This is a genomic window from Arthrobacter sp. zg-Y769 (genome assembly GCF_020907405.1).
In the GTDB taxonomy this organism is placed as follows: domain Bacteria; phylum Actinomycetota; class Actinomycetes; order Actinomycetales; family Micrococcaceae; genus Arthrobacter_B.
Window position 1 is genome coordinate 212,092 of the sequence record NZ_JAJJOE010000008.1, and the last position, 20,674, is coordinate 232,765.

The following is a 20,674-nucleotide window of genomic DNA, read 5'->3' on the forward strand; positions in this document are numbered from 1 at the left end:
TTTCGTCAATTATTGCATTCAGTGCATCGAGTTACGGGGAGGTTTGCGGTGCGGGCGCGGCACGAATGATCCCCTCCGCAGGCGAGGGAAGTTCTGCGGGACGTAACCGAGATCACGGAAAACCGGTAGCCGGGGAACCTTCGCCCCACACCCGAAACCCGGTAAAATTGAACGGAAATTCGTGTGCCAAGGAAGCCGCCCTGGTGTCCAGCAACGGCACAGGGCAAGGGACCGGTGAATTGAGTTGAAGGTAGCCTTCTCCCGTCCAGCAGCATTGACCCCTCCCGCCATGAGGAAGGAGGGGCGACACCCATGACTGCCGTCTACGGACGCGTGAGGGAAACCCACAATCCGGCAGCTGCGATAAATGCATTAGGCAGTAATGCCGGTCCCCACCCCGCCGGGGAGCACGCCCAAGACAAAGGACAGCATCCTGGTTCCGCTGCAGGCGCCGTCATTGCCTGGGATCCCGATGATTTGCCCGGTGCCCTTGATCGGCTTATTGCTGCCCACCCGCATCATTTCTCCAACCCGGACGCAATGCCGGTGCACCCCGTCCCTTTCCGGATGCATGTCATGGACGCGGACGTACCCAAGTCGATCCAGCTCCACCCCAGGCCGGACCAGGCCCTGGCAGGCTACGTCCGGGAACAGACCCGCGGAGTCCCCTTGAGTGCCGGTAACCGGAACTATAAGGACCGGTATGCCAAGTTCGAAGTAGCGGTGGCCCTCACTCCCCTTCGGGTCCTGTCCGGACAGCGCAGCAGGGAAGAACTGCAGGCCATTGCCGACGCGGTGGACCTTCCGTGGCTTCGCGCGTTATTGACGTTCCGGCACGAGATACCGGTGCACGCCCTCCTCCGCATGCAGTCGTCCGAAATTGCCCGCGCACTCCGGGAAACCAAGGCCGCCATGGCTGCCGTGACCGAAACCGAGGGGCCTGCCGCAGATGCTGCTGCCGTCTTTCGCCGGCTTGTACAGCTTTTCCCGGGCGACCGCGGGATTCTCATAGCCATCTGCATGAATCTCCTCAAGCTGGACCCCGGACAGGCAATGGTGACGCCCGCGGGCTGCCTCCACTGCTATCTGTCCGGGCAGGCGATGGTGGTTATGGGCCTCTCGGACAATGCCCTGAAGGCAGGGCTAACCACTGACTACGTGGACGTTGCCGAGCTGCAGCAGGTTCTGGGGGACGGCCAGCCCGGCCCTGCACCCCTTGAAGTGGAGCGGATAGATGAGTGCCAGGAACGCATCCCGCTCTGGAGTGACGATCTGGACCTGCGGCGGATCGTGATCGACGGCGGCACCGCATCCATCCCGCTGGAACGTTTCACCGTTGTGCTCGCCGCACTGGGGGAAGCGGTGGTAACGGTGGGCGACGTGAACACGTACCTGGAGCAGGGTGCCAGCATGCTCTATCTGGGTGACCCGACGACGGCCGAGGTGCAGGGCTCGGCACAGCTCTTCAGCGCGTCGAGAAACTAGCAGCCCTCGAGCCCCGGCGGGTGGTGGCGGCAATGACCGCCACCGCCACGAGCGCCCCTATTGTCGTTTCCACGGCCCGATCCAGGGCCAGCGCCAGCACCGGACCGCCAGCCGCGAAATCCGTCATCAGCAGCGCCACCGGGGTCAGGAACACCATGGCGAGCCCGTAGTGCCGCGCCACGTAGATCTCCCCGCACAGCTGCAGCAGTGCCAGGAGCACTGCCAACCGGGCCGGCGTCCAGTGAACCTGAAGCAGCAACGCAGAGAACAGCACGCCCCCGTAGGTGCCCAGGATGAAGTGCACGGCACGCACTACTCCCCCGGCCGCATCCACCGCCGCGATCGGAGCACAGGCGGCGAGCATCGCCCAGTATCCGTGTCCCAGCCCCAGGCCGGCCGAGACCGATCCTGCGGCAGCTACCGCAGCGGCGTAGCGGCCCGAGTGGCGCAGAATCCGCCCCCACGACGGCGGACGGTACGGCGGCAGCGCGCGCGGGGTGTGCCGCCGGGCATGCAGCCGGCCGGCAAAGCCCAGCGCTATGGCGAGCAGCACGCTGCCCAGCACGGTCAGCGCCGCTTCCGGCAGCCGGCCGGAGAACGGTGCCGCGGACGTGGCGGTGAACGCGAAAATGTAGGTAAACGGGCCGGCGGGCCGCACCCGGAGATAACTGGCGGCCACCGCAATAAGTCCGGCAACCACGGTTCCTGCGCCCACCACGGTCCACGGATCCGCCCCGGAAAGGGACAGGAACACGCCGGCCACCACTGTCAGCACCATCAGCAGCCCCGACAGGGACTGGTGCTGCAGCCGCCGCCAGTGCAGTTCCGCGCGGCCGAAAATACCGGTCAATGACCCGAAGACGGCACACATGGTCAGGTCGGTGCGGCCCAGCAGGATCAGGACCAGCAGCGGCAGGAACACCCCCAGTGCCACGCGGACGGCAGGCACCCGGTGGCCGCGCCCGGACGGCACGGTGAGGAAACTGCGGATGTGGTGCTGCAGGGGCAATTACATTCGCGCCTTCGTCCGGGCGGTGGCCTTGGCGGACCACGGATCTTCCGGCCACGGGTGCTTGGGGTAGCGCCCGCGCATTTCGGCCCGGACCTGGGCATAGGGCCCGGACCAGAAGGACGCCAGGTCATCGGTAACCGCCAGGGGCCGGCCTGCCGGGGACAGCAGATGGAAGAGGACGGGCACGCGGCCCTCCACCAGCCGCGGCGTTTCGGCCCAGCCGAAGCACTCCTGCAGCTTGACCGCCACCACCGGCCTGCCGTCGTCGTGCCCTGGATCCGGGTAGTCGATCCGGACCCGTGAACCGCTGGGCACTTCGAGCCGTTCCGGTACGAGGTCGCCCAGCCGGGAGGCGTCCGGCCAGGGCAGCAGCCGGCGCAGCGGATCGGTGAGGTCGATGCTGTTGGTGGAGGTTCCGCGGGCCAGTGCGTCCAGTTCGGGGCCGAGCCAGTCCTGAAGCCGGGCCAGCAGGGCCGGCTCGCTGACGTCCGGCCACGGCTCCCCCAGCTCCCGGTGGAGCAGGGCGAGCCGCCGGCGCAGCGCGTCCGCGCCGGCGGAGAAGCCGATCAGGTCCAGGCCCTGCGCCGTCAGGGCGCGGGCGACGGCGGCGCGGCCTTCCTCGGCGGACGGGCGGACCGGGGTGGAGCCCAGCAGGATTACGCCGAGCCGGTGTTCCCGGCGGGCGGTGACCCGGCCGCCGGCGAAGTCCGCTTCCACCCTGTCCGTGACGAGGTGTTCGGCGGCTGTCTCCGCGGTGGCCAGGGCCAGCGGTGCGGCGGAGCGGATTACGGCACCGGTGCCGGCGGCGTCGCGTCCGTCCGCCCGCGTGACCTCGGCGACGGCGAGCCAGTCCTGTCCCGTGAGGGAACTGCCGGCCGGCAGACCGGCACGGGTTCCGGAGGCGAGCAGGTAACGCTCCGGTCCCGCCCCGGGAACCCGCCGCGCAACCCGGTCCGGAAAGGCCAGGGCAATCACGTAGCCGAGGGCCTCGCCGCTGGAAACCCCCGCCGCGGCCGGCGCGTTTCCCTTGTCCCGGCGGGCCAGCTGCTCCAACCGCCTGACGTCTTCGGACCAGCGCCGTTCCCCCGGTTCGCGTCCGGTCCGCAGCCCGGCCAGCAGGCGGGTCAGGTCCGCTCCGGGTGCCCGGTTGTCCCCTGAGAGCAGGGCAACGGCCTCGGCTGCGGTCCGGGCGCCCACCGCACCGGCGCCTTCGAGCAGTGCGCGGGCAAGCCGCGGGTCGGCAGGCACGCGAGCGAGCGTTTTGCCCCGGGCGGTTGCCTGCCCCTGGGCGTCCACGGCACCGATCCCGCGCAGCACCTCGACGGCGTCACGCATGGCGGCCGACGGCGGCGCATCCGGCAGGGACAGTCCCTCGCCTGCCGGAGCGCCCCAGCACGCCAGCACCAGGGCGGCGGCAGTGAGGTCGGCGACGGCGATTTCCGGCGTCTGGTGCGCCGGCGCAGCACCATATGCCTTGTCGTCGTAGCAGCGGACCACTGTTCCGGGGCCGAGCCGGGCGGCGCGGCCGGCCCGCTGCTCGGCGGAGGCACGCGAGCAGGACAGGGTGACGAGCCCGGACATTCCGCGCATCGCGTCCCGGCGCGGTTCCCGGGCCAGGCCCGAGTCGATGACCAGCCGGACGCCGGGCACCGTCAGGGAGGACTCCGCCAGGGACGTGGAGACGATAATCCGGGCCGGCTCGCCCGGGCCGCGGCCGGAGACTGCCCGGTCCTGTTCGGCGGGAGTAATCTGCCCGTGCAGTTCCAGTACTTCCGTTCCCGCGGGAATCCGCGAACGCAGCCGGCCCGCCACCGCGGAGACCTCGCGTGCACCGGGGACAAACACCAGGGCATCGGTCCCGGGGTTTTTGGCCACGGCGCGGGAATGCGCTTCCAGCGCGGTGTCCGCGACATGGTCCAGGAACCCGCGGGTTACTCCGCGTTCGTCGAGCCGCGGCACCGGCGGGGGCGCCCAGAGGGTTTCCAGCGGGTGGAGCGCCGAGGGGCAGCCGATCACGGGAGCCGGCCCGCCGCCGTCGGGCGCGCCGATCAGTGCGGCGAAGCGCGGGGCGTCCAGGGTGGCCGACATGGCGACCAGGGTCAGGTCCTCGCGCAGCTGGCGGACCTCGGTGAGCATACCCAGCAGCAGGTCTGTTTCCAGCCCCCGTTCATGGACCTCGTCCAGGATGACGGCAGCTGTTCCTTCCAGGCCCGGGTCGGCCAGCAGGCGGCGCAGCAGGATGCCCGGCGTCACGAATTCCACCAGCGTCGAAGGGCCGCTGCGGCTCTCGCCCCGGACCGTGTAGCCGATCCGTCCGCCGAGGGCGGTGCCGTCAAGTGCGGCCAGCCGACGCGCAGCGGACCGGACCGCCACGCGGCGCGGCTGGGTGACCACCACCCGCGGCAGGGCGCCGCGGCCGGCCAGGACGTTGGCAACGAGCGGCGGCACCAGGGTTGTCTTGCCGGTTCCCGGCGGAGCCTGCACGACGGCGGTGCCTCCTCCGTGCGTTTCGCCGGCACCGCCGCCAAGCACCGCTGCGAGCTGCGGCACCGACTCGGCAAAGACCAGACCGTCACCGATGCCCGCAAGGTCGAACGGCGGATCGGTTGGGTGCGGGGAGGCCGGAGAAGTCACTCTTCCATTCTGCCTCCTGCGGGAAGCGGTAAAATGTAAGAGTTCCGTCACTCGCCCCTGCCCTTCCTCTTCCCTGGAGGTAGCAGTTGCCATTTTCCAAAGGCCAGATCCTGGTCCACCCCCATCACGGCCCCGCCGTTGTCAGCTCCTTCCAAACGCATCCGCGCATGCAGAAGAACTGCATTGTCCTGGAGGTCCAGTCCTCCCACCTGATGGTCTGGGTGCCCGTTGACCAGGTGGACCATGTTGGCCTCCGTCCGGTCCTGGACCGGGCGGGACTTGACACGCTCTTTGGCGTCCTTCGCGCTCCGGCGGACAAGGAAGATCCCCAATGGTCCCGCCGGTTCAAGGACAACTCCGAGAAGCTGGCGACCGGTGATCCCATGGTGATTGCGGCCGTGGTCCGCAACCTCATGCTGCGCGAGGCGGACCGCGGCCTGTCGCAGGCCGAGCGGGAGATGCTCCGGCATGCCCGGCGGCCGCTGCTGACGGAGATTTCCCTGTCGCTCGGGCTCTCTGAAGGGGAGGCCGGGGAGAAACTGGACGCCGTGTGGCGTCCGTCCACCGCCGTCGCCTAGGCGTGCGGGTCCGTTACCGAACGGCATGTCCTGCGGGACGTGCCGTTTCTGCTGCCTCCGCGCCCTTTGGTGTGATGGACATCACCATAGGTGCCGCCCTGATTCTGGCCTCCTTCGCGGTTTACTTGAAGCGTCAAGTGTCTGGAGACACGAACCGTTACCCCAAGGAGGTGTGCTGCGTATGAACGACGGCACTCTGGAGTCCATCCCCGCCATCGATGCCGCAGCCCTCGGCCTCCTCTTCCGTGACGCGCGTACGGTCTCGGAATTCACTCCGGCCGCTGTCACAGACGAGCAGCTTCAATCCATCTACGACCTGACCAAGATGGGTCCGACGGCGATGAACATCCAGCCGCTGCGGATCACCTGGGTGCGTTCCGCCGCGGCTCGGCAGCGGCTGGTGCAGCACATGGCAGAGGGCAACAAGGCCAAGACAGCCGCGGCTCCCATGGTTGCCGTGCTGAGCTTTGACCGCACTTGGCCTGAGCACTTCCCCACCGTTTTCCCGCCGGCTCCACAGCAGGGCGCAGTCTTTGCCGCCAACCCGGAGCTGAGTGCCGTGATGGGCAATGACAATGCGCATCTGCAGGCCGGATACTTCCTCCTGGCAGTCCGTGCACTGGGCCTGGCCGCGGGGCCGATGGGCGGTTTCGATGCCGCCGGGCTGGACGCTGACCTGCACGCAGGCCTGAACCTGCAGTCCTTCCTTGTCGTCAACATCGGTGTACCTGCCGGCGAGCCGCGCCACCCGCGACTGCCTCGACTGGATTACGCGACGGTAACCACCGAGCTCTAGGCCGCAGACAGCAGACCGCCGCCCTGGCTACCAGTGGCGGCCGTCGGACCGGAACGCAGCAGAGGGCGGACACCGTATCGGTGTCCGCCCTCTGCCGTTGTTGCTTTAGTCCCCGGTTAGGAAGCCAGCGCCGGGATCTTCATGCCGTGCATGGTGACCAGCAGGTCGCGGGCGAACTCAGCCTGGCGGCGCTTCTCGGCGTCGTCCCAGCCAAGCTGCGGGGCCAGCAGGTCCGCCAGCTCGGTCAGCATGGCGTCGGACACCAGGCCGCGGAAGGCCAGCGAGGTGCGGCGGATCAGGATGTCGGCGAGCTGCGTGATCTGCTCGTTCTCCACCATGTAGGTCAGCTCGCGGGTGCTGAGCTCGTTGGTGGAGGCCAGCAGCTGGTCGCCGCCCTGGGACAGGAAGTCCAGGACGTCGACGGCGCGGGTGCCGTAGCGGGTCAGCAGGACGCGGACGCGGTTCCGGTCGGCCACGTCGGAGGCCATGCGGTTGACCCACAGGCGCTCCTCGGCCTCGGTGCGCGGGAAGTCCTTGCCGCCGCCGATCTGCAGTTCCGCCGTCGTCGTCTTCCGCGGCACGCCCAGGGCAGTCATTGCCTCGGTTGCCAGCGTCTCGGACAGGGCACGGAACGTGGTCCACTTGCCGCCGACCAGCGACAGGCTAGTGACGGTCCGGCCGCCGCGGTAGTCCGTGCGCTTTTCCACCCGGTAGTCGCGGGACACGAAGCCGGGCTGCGTGTCGTCGTGCTTGGGCAGCGGGCGGACACCGGAGAAGGTGTACACGATGTGGTCGCGGCGGACGTCAACGGTCGGGAACACGTGGGCGATGAGTTCGAAGAAGTACTCGATCTCTTCGTCCGTGCAGACCGAGGCCTCCTTGATGTCGGCGTCGATGTCCGTGGTGCCCACCAGGACGCGGTCGCCCATCGGGTAGATCAGGACGATGCGGCCGTCGGTGTGCTCGAAGAACATTTCGCGGCCGGCGCAGGCTTCCAGCAGTTCCGGGTGGTCCAGGACGATGTGTGAGCCCTTGGTGCCGCCCATGAAGGAAGTGCGCTTGCCGAAGGAGTCGTTGGTTTCGTCGACCCAGGCGCCGGTGGCGTTGATGACGACGTCGGCGTCGAAGACAAACTCTTCGCCGGTGACTTCGTCGCGCAGCACCGTGCCGGCGTCGGTGGTGCCGACGGCGCTGACGTAGTTGCTGGCGCGGGACTGCGGGTTGGCTTCGAGGCCGTCGCGCAGCACGTCCAGGGTGAGGCGCTCGGGGTTGTGGACCGAGGCGTCAAAGTAGGTGGCGGTGTACTTCACGTCCGGGCGGAGCTTCGGCAGTTCCTGCAGGGACTTCTTCTTGCCGACGAAGTTGTGCTTGGGGGCCACGCGGCCGCCGCGGGAGAAGAAGTCGTACATCAGCAGGCCGGCCTTGATCAGCACGGCGCCGCGTTCGGTGTGCTTGCCCTGCTTGTGCGTCAGGAAGCGCAGCGGTGCGGCGGTGATGCCCGAGAACGTGGTGGTGATCGGGATGGTGGTCTGCAGCGGCTTGACGTAGTGCGGGGCCAGTCGGAGCAGGGCGTTGCGCTCGACGACGGACTCGTGCACGAGGCGGAACTCACCGTTCTCCAGGTAGCGGATGCCGCCGTGGATCATGTGGGAGGACGCGCCCGAGGCGCCCTGGCAGTAGTCCCCGCGCTCGACGAGGGCTACGTCCACGCCCTGCAGCGACAGGTCACGGAAGGTGCCGACGCCGTTGATGCCGCCGCCGATGATCAGCACCGAGGCCTTGGGCCGGTCCTTCAGCTGCTGCACCACCGGACGGGTCCGGGCGGCGGTCTTTGCCTTGCTGGGGTTCACGGAATTGTCCACGTATCTCTCCAAACGCTTCTGTGGCTGCATTGCCATATCTTCTCAATGGTCGAAGCCTGCGGTGTCCGGGACCCAACCAATGCACATACGTGCACCCTGCGATAATGGATTCATGGAGTACGAAGCTGTGTCGATGGACGGCAAATGAACATTGGTGTCAGTGGCAGGTTCCCGGATCCCTCCGGACCGGGCCAGGCAGCGAGCGAAAAGGAAAGCCGCGACCGGGATGCCCTGCGGGCGGCGCAGATGTACTACCTGCAGAGCCTGACCATGGAGGCCATTGCGCGGGAACTGCGGATTTCCCGCTCCACCGTTTCCCGCCTGCTCTCCTATGCGCGCAGCACCGGGCTGGTCCGGATCGAAATCCGGAATCCCTCGGACCGGGCACCGGCGCTGGAACAGGAGATCGCCTCGCGCTTCCGCATCCAGGCCCATGTGGTGCCCGTGGCCGAAACCGTTTCCCCCGCACAGACGCTGCAGCGGGTCGCCGTGCAGGCAGCGCACCTGATCGGACCCCTCATCGATTCGGATGCGATCATCGGTGTCGCCTGGGGTTCCACATTGACGGCCGTGAGCCAGCACCTGCCGATCAAGAACACCCATGACAGCACCATCGTGCAGATGAACGGGGCCGGCAATTTCCGCACCTCGGGCATCACCTACGCCAGTGAAATCCTGCAGCGCTTCGGCCACGCCTACGGCGCCCGCGTGGTCCAGTTCCCCGTACCGGCGTTCTTCGACCACGCGGAAACCAAGGAAGCGATGTGGCGGGAACGTCCCGTGAAACGGGTGCTGGATCTGCAGGCCCGGATGAACACGGCGATTTTCGGGGTGGGTTCCATGGAGGCGGGCGTACCCAGCCACGTCTACAACGGCGCCTACCTGGACGAGGAAGACCTGAATGAACTGATGGCCGAGGGCGTAGTGGGCGACGTCGCCACCATGTTCTACCGGGCCGACGGCACCTGGGACGGGATCAATCTCAACCAGCGCAGCACCGGCCCCGACCTCTCCACGCTGCGCCAGGTCCCCCGCCGGATATGCGTGGTAGCCGGGGAAACCAAGACCCTCAGCCTGCTGGGTGCCCTGCGTGCCGGGCTGGTCACGGATCTGATCCTGGACGAGAATTCCGCGCGGCGGCTGGCGTCGTCGTAGGACCCGGTTTAGCTGATCGAGGAGGCACGAGCATGGATAACGAACCCACCCTCCGATTGCAGGAGCTGCAGGGCGGTACCGACGCCGGGACCGCCCTGGAGTTCTTTGATTCCCTGCCTCCGGTGCAGGTGCCGGAGCTGTACGGGTCATGGCGGGGCACCGAAGTGCCCACCGGGCACCGGCTGGACGGGCTGCTGGAACCGCTGGGCTGGCACGGGAAACGGTTCGACGGCGCCGACGAGGTCTTCCCGCTGGTGTTTTCCGCAGCCGGCGGCGGCGAGTTCAATGTGAATCCGGCGCTGGTCCCGCTTCCTGCCGTCCTGCGCTTCGGCCCCTTGCTGCGGAATCCTGGTCTCTTGGCGGCTGCTCGTCCTGCCCTGCGGCTGGCACGGACCCGCCGGCCTGGCGCCCGGCTGCGGATGACCGAGTACCGCGGGGTGTTGAGCGCGGCCATGATCTACGACGCCCTGCCGGTGCTGGATGTTTTCCGCCGGGTCGACGCCGGGACCGTCCTGGGCGCGATGGACCTGCGTGGTCCCGGGGCTCCGTTCTTTTTCGCGTTGCAGAGCGGCTAGCCGCCCCGGCACGTTCCCAGGCCGCAGAGCGTCCCAGCCTTTGGGACGGAAGGGACAGGGGTGACCCCAGCAGCAACACCTGCACCACTTCGTGGGATGCTGTGTCGGAAAGCCGCTCCCACCAGCACGGTGTCCCAGCCTTTGGGGCGGAAGTAACCTCGGGTGGCCCCACCAGCAACAGCGGCACCACTTCGTGGGATGCTGTGTCGGAAAGCCGCTCCCACCAGCACGGTGTCCCAGCCTTTGGGGCGGAAGTAACCTCGGGTGGCCCCACCAGCAACACCTGCACCACTTCGTGGGATGCTGTGTCGGAAAGCCGCTCCCACCAGCACGGCGCCCCAGCCTTTGGGGCGGAAGGGACAGGGGTGACCCCAGCAGCAACACCTGCACCACTTCGTGGGACGCTGTGCTGTGCTGGCCAGGCCACCTAGTGGCAGAGCTGCGTGCCCGGGTCCACCGCGATGGTCTCAATAACCTTGCCGGTGGAGGTGTCAATCACGACTACTGAATCGGCGGGCCAGCTTTCGTCGCGGACGGGCTGGAAGCTGACATCGGACACGGCAGTGGGCTTGCCGGCGTCGTTCCGGCTGCGGTTGAAGGCGTCGATGGTCTTCCCGGTGGCGGTGTCGACGGTCACGGTTTCCTCCGGCAGGCCAGTGGTATCGCCGGAGACCGGGGTGGAGTTCCACCAGCCCTCGAAACCGTCCACGCAAGCGGGCTCTTCGTCTTCGTCGTGCGCATTGCCGTGCCCGCTGCCGCTACAGCCCGAAAGCACGGCGCCCAGTACCAATAGGCCCACTGCCGCCATCTGCTTCATACCCAGCCTCTCCCCCGATAATCTGGGGAAGCCTAACAGACGGCCGAGGCGGGTATCCGGGCTCAGCCGTCGAGCATCGCCACCGAGCGGTTCCACAGGCCCAAGGCCAGGGCGGCGTCCCCGGCCTGCTTGTTGGGCTTCGCGACCTTGCTCCGGACAAAGTACTTGCCGGTGGGATAGTCCGTTCCGGGGGTTCCCTCGGCCAGGAACACCAGTGTCCGGGCACCCTTTTCCGGCGTCGGGAGCAGCCTGCGCAGCAGCGGCGACTGGTAGACGGACCGCATAGCCGAGCCCTCGGCGCTGGAGAAGCTCGACCCGATCACACCCGGGTGGAAGGCAGTCGAAGTTGCACCATGCGAACGGTACCGGCGGTCAAACTCCTCCGTGAACAGGATCTGCTCCAGTTTGGCGTTCCCGTAGGCCTTGCTGGGGTTGTACCCGTTTTCATTCTCCAGATCGTCCAGGTCCACGTTGCCGAACAACCGGTTGGCCATGCTGGACGTGTTGATCACCGTGCCCTTGGATTCGAGCAGCCGGTCGGTCAGCAGCTGGGTGAGCAGGAACGGCGCGAGGTAGTTCACCTGGAAGGTGATTTCGTGTCCGTCCCCCGTGACCTGCCGCTCATTGCCGAAAACGGCGCCGGCGTTGTTGGCCAGGACGTCGATGTGCGGGTAACGCTGGAGCAGTTCCGAAGCCAGGGTCCGCACGCTGCCCAGGTCTGCAAAGTCAGCCAGGAAATACTCGCCGCCGGTGTCCTTGGCGACGGCGGTGGTCTTCTCCGGCGACCGTCCCACCACCACTACGTGGTGCCCGTGTTCCGTGAGCTGCCTTGCCGCGGCCGCCCCGATTCCGTCACTTGCGCCGGTGATCACGATGGTTTTGGGAGACACAAAAGCCTGCTTTCCTCAGAGCGCGGCCGTGGCGGCAACACCGTTCCTACCTTAGCTGCGCGTACCGCACACACGGTAGGCGGTTTTCACCCGCCCGATCCAAGAGCGCCGCATCAAAAACCGCAGCGCAGTCGCCATGCAGCCAGCTGTACCGGCTCAGCCGGGCTGGCCGGGCTGAGCCGGGCTACTCCAGAGATTTCTAGAACTTCCCCCGCTTGTACTTGCCCTCATCGACCCAGGTGAAGCACTCAGAACCAGAAGCGATACGGATCGTATGGGGATCCCGTCCCGCTCCAATGAAATAGATTTCTGCGGTGTCGGGAGAACGCAACTGGACTTCGTAGTGTCCCGCCGGAGCGGGGTCACGCGTTTTGATGTTGAACCGGCTGTCCCGGTACTTCGCTTCAAGCTCCCTGACCAGAGGCTCCGGCTCTGTCCCCTCTGTCAAAGTCACAGTGGTTGCCCCGTGCCAATTCACCAAAGTATCGCTGCAATCGAGCAAAACACCGGTCGGCAGCTGATCAACCTTGGCCACTTTGCCTTCGGGAAGGGAATTCGCGATTTCCAGTTCCATAGCCTGCGTCCGGACTTTGGCTTCCTGCCAGGTCAACTCTTCCGCCACGGTTGTCTTCCCTTCCGATGAACTCGTATCTGCCGGCACCGCTGACGAATCGCCCGCGCACCCGGCGAGGCTCAACAGCAGCACAACAACGGCGGCAGTACGTCGTACTCGAATCATTTCATTACCTCTCGGAGCGCGTCTTCAAGCAATTACTAATGCGTGCTGGGCATCGCCCCAACATATAAAACTCGAGCACCGTGTAGCTGACCGGGCTACTCCAACGATTTCTAGAACTTCCCACGCTTATACTTGCAGCTCTCGACCCAGGTGAAGCATTCCGAACTCGAAGTAATAAGGATCCTGTCTGGATCCCATCCCGCTCCGATGAAGTAGATTTCCGCGGTGTCTGGAGAACGCAACTGAACTTCATAGTCCCCCGATGGAGCGGGGTCACGCGTTTTGATGTTGAACCGATTACCCTGGTACTTCGCTTCAAGCGCCCTAACGACTCGCTCCAGATCAGTCCCTGCAGTCAAAGTAACAATGGTTGCCCCGTTCCAATTCACCAGAGTATCGCTGCAATCGAGCAAAACACCGGTCGCCTTCTGATCACCCTTGGCCACTCTTTCTTTGGGAATCGAATTGACGATTTCCAATTCCAATGCCTGCGTCCGCGCCTTGGCTTCCTGCCACGTCAACTCCACCTCCGCCTCCGGCGAATCGCGTGCGCACCCGCGAGGCTCAGCAGCAGCACCAAAACTCCGGCAGTACGTCGTACTCGAATCATTTCAATACCTCTCGAAGCGCGTCTTCAAGCAATCGTTCGTCAGGTACACGAGCTACTTCTAACCGGCATCTAGCCGACCGGTATCCGGCGCCGGACCCTGCAGCCGGACCAGCTTGTCCGGATTGCGCATCGCGTACACCGCCTGCACCCGGCCATCCACCAGTTCCAACTGGAACACGGTAGTCACCGTTCCCTCTTCCCGGAAGGCGGCCGCCGGCAGCCCGTTCAGCTCAACAAACTCGGCGACGGCTCCGGCGCCGTACTTGTCCGCCAACCCGATCATCAACCGTGCCACCTTCTCAGGGCCGTAGACCGGCCGAAGCGCGGCACTGACCTTCCCGCCGCCGTCGGACACCAGGACCACGTCCGGAGCCAGCACGTCCAGCAGGGACTGGATCTGCCCGGTCATGGTGGCGGCCAGGAAACTTTCGACGGCGGCGCGGTGTTCTCCGGTATCCGGCACGGTCCGCGGCGGGCCGGACCTCAGGCGGGTCCGGGCCCGGTGAACCGTCTGCCGCACGGCGGGCTCGCCCATCTCGAGGGACGCGGCAATCTCCGGGTAACCGAAGTCGAAGACCTCGTGCAGGATGAAGGCGGCCCGCTCCGGACCGCTCAGGGTCTGCAGCAGTACCAGCATGGCCGTCGAAACCTCGCTGGCGGTCAGGGCCGCTGCCTCCGGATCTGCCGCCAGCCGGGCAGGGCCGGTAGGCAGCGGTTCGGGCAGCCACTCACCCGGGTAGTCCTCCCGCCGCCGGGACGCTGTGCGGAGGAAATTCAGTGCCTGGCGGGAGGCGATCCGGGCCAGGTAGGCCCGCGGGTTTCCCACCTGTTCGGCCACGCCACGCCACCGCAGATAGGTCTCCTGCACCACGTCCTCGGCATCGGCAACGGTGCCGAGGACGTCATAGGCAATGGTGAAGACCATGCCCCGGTGCTTCAGGAACTCGGCGTCGTGGTTTGGGCGGGCACCGGTCAGCTCCGTGTCATCGGCGCGGTATTGGCCGTCGTCGCCTTGCCCGTCTGGGGACCTGTCGGCCATGTGTACGCTCCGCTTCGTTTCGCTTCACCGCGGATCCACCGCAGCGTCATCCGGGAGATGATTTCCTTCTGGACGGCTGCCGTCCTGCCGTGCAGGTGAAAGCGGGTCGGTGAATCGTCGGCAGACAGGAACTGAACCGCTCCGTCACTGCGGCCCAGACTAATGCACAGGCCGCGGAATCCGCTGTCGTGCCGCATCCCATCCTTTCCGTCCAGTGCCCGGAGGATGTTTCCTGCCGCTTCGGCCCCCATCGGCATGGCGGCCGCGCAGCACATCCGCAGGTAGTCGTAGAACGGGTCATCAATCACGGCGGCATCGCCGGCTCCGTAAATACGGTCCTGGCCGCGTACCCGCAGGGCCGGATCCAGGCTCAGCCGTCCACCGTCGTTCACCGGAAGGCCGCTGGCCGCGGCCAGTTCAGGCACGCCGAATCCGGCGCACCACAGCACGACGTCGGCACCCAGGCCGGTCCGCACGTCCCCGTCGGTACGCACCGGCGTCCCGCTGTGCAGTTCCACTCCTGCCCGGCGCAGGCTCTTCTCCACGGAACGGCGGGTCTGGACGCCGAGCCCCGGCACCACGGGACCGGCGCTGTGCAGGCTTACCTGTAAGGAGCCGAAGTTCCCGGCGGTCTCCGCGGCCGTTTCGACTGCGGTCAACCCGCCTCCCACCACCGCTACATGTGCTCCGGCGGGCAGGGCTGCCAGCTGAGTGCGCGCCACCGCGGCCCCTTCGAGGTGTTCCATCCGAACCGCACCGTCCGGTGCCGTCCCCGCCGCCGAGCCCACGGCGTACAGCAGATAGTCGTAAGCCAGCCCCGTTCCCCCGGCCAGTTGAACCGTCCGCCGCTCCGGCCGGATCCGGACCGCCGCATCGGCGATCCGGCGCACGCCCGGGTGCAGGAGGGACCCATAATCGACGGTGGCATCGGCGCGTGTTCCGGCAGTGTATTCGTGCAGCCGGATCCGCTCCACGAACCTTTCTTCCGGCGTGACCAGGACGACGTCGAGTCCCGGGCGGCCGCTGGCCGCCAGCCGGTTCGCCGCCATTACCCCCGCGTATCCCCCGCCCAGAACGACTGCTGTGGTGCCCATGAGTGCACTCCCTGCTTGTGCGTGTCTTCCGGCTTCCGCGCCGGCTGCACATGGGACACCGTCCGAGGCGGTTCTGTGACCGGTTGCGGAGAAATCACCCGGGTTGGACGGGAGCCGTGCCCGCTATCTCCTGCAGGGCCAGCACATGGGCGTCGAAGCTTTTCCTGCCGGCCGGGGTGAGTGCCACCCAGGTGATCCGGCGGGCGTCCCGGCGCTCGGGCGACGTCGTCTTGGCCAGACGCACATATCCGGCCTCTCCGAGAATCCGAAGTTGCTTCGAGAGCGTGGCATCGGAAACCTCCAGGGTGTCCCGGAGCACGGCAAAGTCCATCTGCTCCAGGGGACGCAGCAACCCGCAGATCCGCAGCCGTGTCGGTGGATGCACAACCTCGTCAAACCGGGGCTCAGGCATGGGGAACCGCGCGGAGCTGGTCAACAGCGGCACGGAACGCGACTCCGGTGAGTCCGTAAACCGCCGCAAACGCTGCAAGGCTGGTGAGCATCACGGCCCAGCCGAGTCCCAGCGACACCAGGCCCAGGCTTACGGAAAAAAGAAACAGGCAGACCAGCGCAGCCAGGGCGATTGCTCCATTCGCCCGCGCACCCAGCCTGCGGAACTTCAGCCCGGTGTCACGGCGGATCAGGTGCAGGATGACGAACAGCAGTCCCACGAGCAACCAGGTCCAGGACGGCGATTGATAGTCGGCTCCGGGCCGGGTGTCCAGTGCCGCCGCCACCCAGCAGGCAGCCAATGCGCCGATGGCCGCCAACAGTGCACGGGGAGGAGTGACGCCCGCTGCCAGGGTGTCGCGGTCGGCGGCGAGGTTCCGGAGATGAGCAGCAGCCTCGTTCGGATCGCGGAAGTTACTTTCCATGGTGGAAAGAGTATGGTCCATCGTTTCCGGTGTCAATGGACTGACGGGCGGCTCCTACGGCAGGGCGTCCAGCGGCGGATGCAGCGGCGGGGCTGTCGGGCTTCCCGGCGGCCGGTACAGCCCCGCATATTCCTCCAGTGTGATGCCGGCATCGTGGATCTCCGCGGCCGCAGCCGGGCCCAGATAGCGCAGGTGCCACGGCTCGTAGGCGTAGCCGGTGATGGCCTCGGCACCTGCGGGGTAGCGGATGATGAAGCCGTACCGGTGCGCATTGGCTGCTGCCCAGGCCCCCGCGCCGGTCCCTTCGAAGCAGGCCTGCAGGGAGCACGCCCGATCGGCTGCACCGATGTCGACGGCGAGCCCGGTCTGGTGCTCGCTGTGGCCGGGCAGGGCCGAAATCGACTCGGCAAGCTCGGACCCGTAGCGCCCGGCATAGTCGGCGTGCAGCACGCCCTGGGCGTCCGCCGTCCGAAAGCCGCTCACCGGGGTGATGACAACTCCCGTCCCGGCGGCATCGGCGGTCATCCGGGCAAACGCATCGGCGGCCTCCCGGCGCAGGGCCACGCCGCCGACGTCGGCCAGTTCCCCTGGCACATAGGCGGGGTCCCGGAGCGGCCGTTCCTTGTTAACGACCACGGACACGCTGCCCGGGGAGTCGAAATCCTGACCGGCCGGTGCCGTCCCGGCGTTTACCGGCTGGTCGAGGTGGAAGAGGTAGGCCTGCAGGCCAAGGCACACACAGCCAAGGATGGCGATGTGTGCGGTGATGTGCTGGCGCGGCATGGTGCCTCCCTCCCCTCCCACCTTCCCACAGGCCCGGGCGGACCGGGAGGATCGACGCGTTCCTTTCACGGCTACAACCGAAGCCCCCGGCGCAGGAAAACACACCGCGGGCCAAGGCCCGGAAGCCCGGGCAGCAAAAACCTTGTTTCGGGCAATACCCATCGGTAAATTGATTTTTCGATTCAATGCAGCTCTCCGCCCCGCCGCACCGAAGGGACCACCATTAGCGACGCCGGGAAAACAAATTCCACATTGACCGCGCTTTGGACCATTCAGGCGATTCTCGCGATAGTCGGTTCCGCTTCTTCGCTCGCTGTCTCCCTCGTCCTCTTCGAAAACTCAGCCAGTGCAGCCGTTCTTGCCGTTTCCACGTTCCTGGGTTCGGCGGCCGCCATCTACCTGGCACCGCTGATCGGCGGGGTGACCGACCTCTTTTCGCGCCGTACCTCCATCTGTGCCGTCAACCTCGCCAATGCGGGCGCAATGGCGGCAATGGCGTGGGCGACCGTCCTCCACAGCACGGCCCTGATGCTCGTCTTCGTTTTCATTACGGCCATCTGCTCCACGGCCCTGGCGCTCACCCTGCAGGCGTCCGTCCGCGTGCTGCGGACCGAGAAGGACCTCACCAAGGTCAATGGAATGCTGGGCCTCATTGATTCGGCTCCCGTGCTGCTCGGTCCGCTGCTCGGGGCCGTCCTGTATTCGCTCGGGATACCCGTCGCGGTCTTCCTGGCCGACGCCGGATTGAGCCTTGCGGGGGCAGCACTGGTACTGCTCCTCGCCTGGCCGGCGGAGGAACCCCGGGCACGGAAAGTGCAGTATTTCGGCGGCAATGTGAAAGCGGGTTTCCGGTTCATCAATGAGCGCCGTGATTTACTGCGGCTCCAACTCGCCTTTGCCGTCTACAACTTTGCCGGCGGCCTCTGCGTACCGGTGGTAATTGTCTTTATCCTCTCCTTTCCGGGTACCGGGACGCCGGAATGGAATCTATCCGCAAGCAATATCGCCAGTGCCCTGGGGCTGATGGCCGGCGCTGCCCTGGTCGCGCGATTCGGCACCTCCATCTCCCGGGCCAACCTGGTCTGCGGCTCAACGTTCCTGGGGTCGCTTTTCGGCCGCGCGCTGGTGGTGCTGGCTCCCACCCTCTGGCTGGTCATCCCGGGGATGTTTATCCGTAATGCGATGGTGCAGGTAACCAATGCCCCGCTGTCGGCGCTCTGGCAGGAACGGACACCAACACAGATCCAGGGCATCGTCTTCGGTTGCCGGCGGCTGCTCGGCCAGGGGCTCTTCCCGGTGGCAGTCCTGCTGGGCGGAGTGCTGGTGGATGTGCTGGCAACGGCGGATGGAATGGACCAGCTCGGTGCCGCGAAGGCAGTGCTCATCATTGGCGGAGCACTTGAAATCGCCTGCGTTGCGTACATCCGCTTTTCACGGACCAGCCGCGTCTTCGAGCCGGCGGAAGTCCAGCAGCCGGCGGCGGCGTGAGGTTCGTTTAGACGGCCATGGGCCGCTGCAGTGCAGCGGCCCATGGCAAATTTTCTACGATGCGGGTTAGACGCCTGCCGAAACCCGTTCCTGCCCGGCCGGGGCATCGGCGTCAACCGGGTGCCCCTCGGTCCGCGGCGGCTTGAAGTGGTCGATAACGGCCACCACTGCCAGTGAGGCCGCACCCCAGATGCCGAGGGTCAGCAGGTGGGACCAGACGGTATCGGAGCCGAAGTACAGGATCGAGCGGATGGACTCGACGGCTGCCGGCATCGGCAGCACCTCGTGCAGGAAGCGGAAGATTTCCGGTTCCATGTAGATGGACATCGCCGCGCCGGAAGCCGGTACGCCGAGGAACATCAGGATGCCGATCACCGGAAGGATCGCGAGCATCCCCATGAACCGTTCGAAGACCGTGGTGAACATGGCGACGCAGAAGATGGCGACCGCGCCGGCTCCCCAGAGCGGCAGGAAGTGCCCGTCAATCGCCCCGACGAAGACGTCGGCGATGACCCAGAGGAAGGCCGACATACCGACGGCCCAGGCCGCGACAATCGGGAGCAGCATGCGCAGCGGACGGCTGGCCGGAGCCGCCGTCGAGCCGACCACAATGATCATGAATCCGGCCATGATCCAGCCCATGGCCAGGTACATGGTGGCCATGCCCATGGAGTCCGAGTCCTTCAGCGGAGCAACGTTGTCATGTGCCATCTCCAGTTGCTGTCCCGCGGACACCTGTCCGAACACCGAGGTGAGGACCTGCTGCTGGCTCATGCCGCCGGCCTCGTTCGTGATGAGCGTGGCAGTGGGGCTTTCGGCGGAAGGCAGGATGTACGCGCCAACCACCGTCCGGTCCCGCACCTGGTCGCGGGCGTCGTCGGCGTTATCCATCGGACGCAGGTCAAAGAGCCCGGACATGTTTTCGTCGAGGCCGGATGCTGCCTGCTCCGCCTGGTCCGCGGTGGAGCCGACGACGGCGACGGGCATGTCCCGCGGCGTCGGCTCGTACATTGCGCCCAGCATAAACGAGAGCATCATCGTGACCATGGCCAGCGGGAAGAAGGCCAGGGTGCCGTAGCGCCAGCGGCGGGTCTTCGGGCGCGGCCCGCCGTGCAGCGAGGCGACGTTGATTGCCGGCGGAGCCGCGTTCGGCTTGCGGCGGCGCTTCACTGCATCAAGGATGAGGGTGAGCAGCAGGGCCGCCACCGCACCGATCACCAGCACCAGCAGGTGGGGCCCGGCGCCGTTGCCGTCGAAGTACAGGAACGAACGCAGCGACTCACCGGTGGCGGCCGCCGGCAGGAAGCTGTGGAGGTACGGGTAGAGACCCGGCATGGTGTGGACGGACATGCTCATGTTGGAGGCGGGAACGCCCAGCACCATCAGGAACAGCATGCCGGCAAGGACGGCCATCGGGCCGAGGATCCGGGTGAGGAACAACTGGACGCTGCCGACGGCGAAAACCGTCAGCCAGGAGATGCCCAGCACCGCGGCGGAGTGTCCCTCAACGACGCCGAGCATCGGTCCCGTGACGGCCCAGACGAGTCCGGCAATCAGTGCTGCCCAGCCGGCAAGCAGGGGAACGAAGCGGCGGAAGCGAAGCAACTCGGGTGAGTTGGAAAGGACCAGGCTCAGCGGCATGTAGCCCGCGAGCATCAGGGCCGTGGTCAGGAACATGGCGCCGAGGCCGGCCATGTCATGGTCGGGCAGCGGGGCGAGGTCCTCGGACTGCAGGGCCAGGCCCTGTTCCAGGACCTGCGGGGCAAGCAGCGCCGTCACGGTACTGGACTGCGACGCGCCGGCGGCACTGGCGGTGTAGACCGATGCGGTGCCTTCGTTCAGCGTCACTGCGCCGGAAATTTCACGGTCCAGGACGAGTTGGCGTGCGTCGGCGTCGGATTCCACCACGCGGACGTCGACGGCATCCGGGTCGGCGGCTTCCAGCGCGTCCGCGAAGCGTTCGGCCTGCTGGCCCGGACCGGTGACGGCAATGGGCATGTTGTTCGGAACAGGTGCGTGCATGGCGGCGAGGTAGCCGCCCACCAGCATGGAAACCATCAGCAGCGGCATCAGGAACATGGCGACATAACGGCCGATCTTCTCGGCCTTTGCGCGTTTTGCCGCAGCGAGGGTCTCGGCGTCCGTCGACGGGGCCGGGGTTTCTCCTGCTGGATCCGTATCCGGCGGAGAGCCTGGGGATGTCGGGGAAGTACTGGTCAAGGACGTGCTCCTGTAGCTGAGT

19 protein-coding genes are annotated in these 20,674 nt (G+C 66.7%); 6 read left to right on the top strand and 13 right to left on the bottom strand.

Annotation, left to right across the window (positions count from 1 at the left end; genetic code table 11):
• Window positions 1-540 precede the first annotated feature (540 nt).
• Window positions 541-1,485, top strand: coding sequence for a type I phosphomannose isomerase catalytic subunit (locus LOC60_RS07570; RefSeq protein WP_269440171.1), 945 nt, complete (start codon window positions 541-543; stop codon window positions 1,483-1,485).
• Here the strand turns inward: LOC60_RS07570 and LOC60_RS07575 are convergent.
• Together LOC60_RS07575 and hrpB are read right to left on the bottom strand one after the other, a co-directional pair.
• Window positions 1,466-2,494 carry an FUSC family protein gene (locus tag LOC60_RS07575; protein WP_230024177.1) on the bottom strand — a complete coding sequence of 343 codons (1,029 nt, stop codon included), beginning with the start codon at window positions 2,492-2,494 and terminating at the stop codon, window positions 1,466-1,468. The genes LOC60_RS07570 and LOC60_RS07575 overlap by 20 nt on opposite strands.
• Complete coding sequence (gene hrpB, locus LOC60_RS07580) at window positions 2,495-5,131, bottom strand: ATP-dependent helicase HrpB (RefSeq protein WP_230024179.1); 2,637 nt, start codon at window positions 5,129-5,131, stop codon at window positions 2,495-2,497.
• Between the two features lie 86 nt (window positions 5,132-5,217).
• On the opposite strand from hrpB, the gene LOC60_RS07585 reads away from it, so the two are divergent.
• Together LOC60_RS07585 and LOC60_RS07590 are read left to right on the top strand one after the other, a co-directional pair.
• A complete protein-coding gene (locus LOC60_RS07585; protein ID WP_230024181.1) occupies window positions 5,218-5,709 on the top strand; it encodes a CarD family transcriptional regulator in 492 nt (163 codons plus the stop codon).
• 181 nt (window positions 5,710-5,890) lie between these two features.
• Window positions 5,891-6,505 (top strand): malonic semialdehyde reductase, encoded by a 615-nt coding sequence (locus tag LOC60_RS07590; RefSeq protein WP_230024182.1) that lies wholly within the window; start codon window positions 5,891-5,893, stop codon window positions 6,503-6,505.
• Window positions 6,506-6,621: 116 nt separating this feature from the next.
• On the opposite strand, the gene LOC60_RS07595 is transcribed toward LOC60_RS07590, so the two are convergent.
• Window positions 6,622-8,397, bottom strand: a complete 1,776-nt coding sequence (locus tag LOC60_RS07595) for a glycerol-3-phosphate dehydrogenase/oxidase (RefSeq protein WP_442860399.1) — start codon at window positions 8,395-8,397, stop codon at window positions 6,622-6,624.
• 216 nt (window positions 8,398-8,613) lie between these two features.
• On the opposite strand from LOC60_RS07595, the gene LOC60_RS07600 reads away from it, so the two are divergent.
• Window positions 8,614-9,522 carry a sugar-binding transcriptional regulator gene (locus LOC60_RS07600; protein ID WP_230024489.1) on the top strand — a complete coding sequence of 303 codons (909 nt, stop codon included), beginning with the start codon at window positions 8,614-8,616 and terminating at the stop codon, window positions 9,520-9,522.
• A gap of 32 nt (window positions 9,523-9,554) precedes the next feature.
• Window positions 9,555-10,097 (top strand): DUF4334 domain-containing protein, encoded by a 543-nt coding sequence (locus LOC60_RS07605; protein ID WP_230024183.1) that lies wholly within the window; start codon window positions 9,555-9,557, stop codon window positions 10,095-10,097.
• 427 nt (window positions 10,098-10,524) lie between these two features.
• On the opposite strand, the gene LOC60_RS07610 is transcribed toward LOC60_RS07605, so the two are convergent.
• The 9 genes from LOC60_RS07610 to LOC60_RS07650 form a co-directional block, all read right to left on the bottom strand.
• Complete coding sequence (locus LOC60_RS07610; RefSeq protein WP_230024184.1) at window positions 10,525-10,914, bottom strand: hypothetical protein; 390 nt, start codon at window positions 10,912-10,914, stop codon at window positions 10,525-10,527.
• Window positions 10,915-10,976: 62 nt separating this feature from the next.
• A complete protein-coding gene (locus tag LOC60_RS07615) occupies window positions 10,977-11,804 on the bottom strand; it encodes an SDR family NAD(P)-dependent oxidoreductase (protein ID WP_230024185.1) in 828 nt (275 codons plus the stop codon).
• 199 nt (window positions 11,805-12,003) lie between these two features.
• Entirely contained in the window at window positions 12,004-12,543 is a 540-nt protein-coding gene (locus tag LOC60_RS07620; protein WP_230024186.1) for a hypothetical protein, read from the bottom strand.
• 110 nt (window positions 12,544-12,653) lie between these two features.
• The gene (locus LOC60_RS07625; RefSeq protein WP_230024187.1) at window positions 12,654-13,064 is read right to left on the bottom strand and encodes a hypothetical protein; all 411 of its coding nucleotides are present in this window, start codon (window positions 13,062-13,064) and stop codon (window positions 12,654-12,656) included.
• 147 nt (window positions 13,065-13,211) lie between these two features.
• Complete coding sequence (sigJ, locus tag LOC60_RS07630; protein WP_230024189.1) at window positions 13,212-14,192, bottom strand: RNA polymerase sigma factor SigJ; 981 nt, start codon at window positions 14,190-14,192, stop codon at window positions 13,212-13,214.
• Window positions 14,126-15,286, bottom strand: a complete 1,161-nt coding sequence (locus LOC60_RS07635; RefSeq protein WP_230024190.1) for an NAD(P)/FAD-dependent oxidoreductase — start codon at window positions 15,284-15,286, stop codon at window positions 14,126-14,128. The genes sigJ and LOC60_RS07635 overlap by 67 nt, the downstream gene beginning before the upstream one ends.
• Before the next feature lie 94 nt (window positions 15,287-15,380).
• Window positions 15,381-15,698, bottom strand: coding sequence for a transcriptional regulator (locus LOC60_RS07640; RefSeq protein WP_230024191.1), 318 nt, complete (start codon window positions 15,696-15,698; stop codon window positions 15,381-15,383).
• A complete protein-coding gene (locus LOC60_RS07645) occupies window positions 15,691-16,161 on the bottom strand; it encodes a hypothetical protein (RefSeq protein WP_230024192.1) in 471 nt (156 codons plus the stop codon). The genes LOC60_RS07640 and LOC60_RS07645 overlap by 8 nt, the downstream gene beginning before the upstream one ends.
• 54 nt (window positions 16,162-16,215) lie before the next feature.
• The gene (locus tag LOC60_RS07650; RefSeq protein WP_230024193.1) at window positions 16,216-16,944 is read right to left on the bottom strand and encodes a M15 family metallopeptidase; all 729 of its coding nucleotides are present in this window, start codon (window positions 16,942-16,944) and stop codon (window positions 16,216-16,218) included.
• A 252-nt stretch (window positions 16,945-17,196) separates the two neighbouring features.
• On the opposite strand from LOC60_RS07650, the gene LOC60_RS07655 reads away from it, so the two are divergent.
• Complete coding sequence (locus tag LOC60_RS07655) at window positions 17,197-18,432, top strand: MFS transporter (protein WP_230024194.1); 1,236 nt, start codon at window positions 17,197-17,199, stop codon at window positions 18,430-18,432.
• A gap of 66 nt (window positions 18,433-18,498) precedes the next feature.
• Here the strand turns inward: LOC60_RS07655 and LOC60_RS07660 are convergent, their stop codons facing one another.
• Complete coding sequence (locus LOC60_RS07660; RefSeq protein ID WP_230024196.1) at window positions 18,499-20,652, bottom strand: ABC transporter permease; 2,154 nt, start codon at window positions 20,650-20,652, stop codon at window positions 18,499-18,501.
• Window positions 20,653-20,674: the final 22 nt, after the last annotated feature.